Source organism: Mycobacterium sp. SP-6446, assembly GCF_001954045.1.
In the GTDB taxonomy this organism is placed as follows: Bacteria; Actinomycetota; Actinomycetes; order Mycobacteriales; family Mycobacteriaceae; genus Mycobacterium.
In genome coordinates this window covers 1-1,103 of record NZ_MBEM01000212.1, presented here as the reverse complement: position 1 = coordinate 1,103, position 1,103 = coordinate 1, and the positions used below count along the sequence as shown (strand labels likewise).

Below are 1,103 nucleotides of genomic sequence, written 5' to 3'. Positions count from 1 at the left end.
ACGCTTTCAACGGGTTTGGTCATCCGGGTAGAGATTTCACGGGCCCGGGCGACGCATTGCGGCCCGAGAATCCGGCGCAGGTCCGTGACGAGCGATTCGCGGGTGGTGCTCGAAAAGCGCCGGGCGGAACCAACTTTCAGTCTTTTGACCTGAGTTCCCCAGAGCGTCTGATCGCCGAACGTCGGAAGGATCAGCGAGGGGACTCCGGCGCGCAGGCCCGCCGCCGTGGTTCCGGTGCCGCCATGATGTACGACCGCGCGGCAGGCGGGAAAGGCGGCCGAGTAATTCATCGCGTCGACGGTTTTGACGTGGTCGAAATGCGGGGCGTCGCTGAAGTCGGTGTCCGCAGAGCAGATCAGCGCCCGTTCGCCCAGTTGCGCGCAGGCCGCGCCGATCATGGCGACGGTGTCGGCGGGAGACTTGACCGGCGTGCTGCCGAAGCCGAAGAAAATCGGCGGTGTTCCCGCGGCGATCCACGACGCGACCTCCTCGTCGGCGTCCGTGGTCAACTCCATCGTCAGCGCCCCGACGACCGGCCGTTGGCCGTTCCATTTCGCCCATTCGGCGGCCAGCCCCGGGAAGCAAACTTCTTCGTAGGCTTGAATTTCCAGTGATCCGCGCTCGGTGATGCGTCGCGCCGCAGAGCGCCTCGCCTTCGGCAGGCCCAGTTCGCGGCGCTGCACGTCATCGAAGTTCTTCACCCCGCGCCAACTCACCCACTCGTACAGCCGCACCGCGTAACGGCCCAGCGACGGTGACAGGAATGGCAGGACCTGTCCGTTGACCCGCACCGGGGCGAGATGCAGGGTGGCCAGCGGAATGTCGTAGTACTCGGCGACATTGGCGGCGGGCTGTTCGAAATTCAGAAACGTGACCAGCAGGTCGGACCCGGCCGCCAGCGTCCGCAGTGTCGCGGTGATTTGCTCCCAGTGCCGGGTGACGGACTGCCCGATGTCGCGCCACGACCTGACCAGATCTCGGATCTTCCAGAATTTGCGGAACACACGCGTCCAGAAGTCGCGGTGCGAACTCCACCACTCCCGCGTATCGGGCCCGTAGGCGACGGCCGACAGCCCAGCCGACTCGGCAAAGTCGACCAGGTC

Annotated in this window: 1 protein-coding gene; it reads right to left on the bottom strand. The window is 65.7% G+C overall.

The features are described 5' to 3' along the window. Positions 1-1,103: glycosyltransferase (locus tag A5736_RS19200; protein ID WP_076248025.1), on the bottom strand; the 1,103-nt coding region annotated here is incomplete at both ends.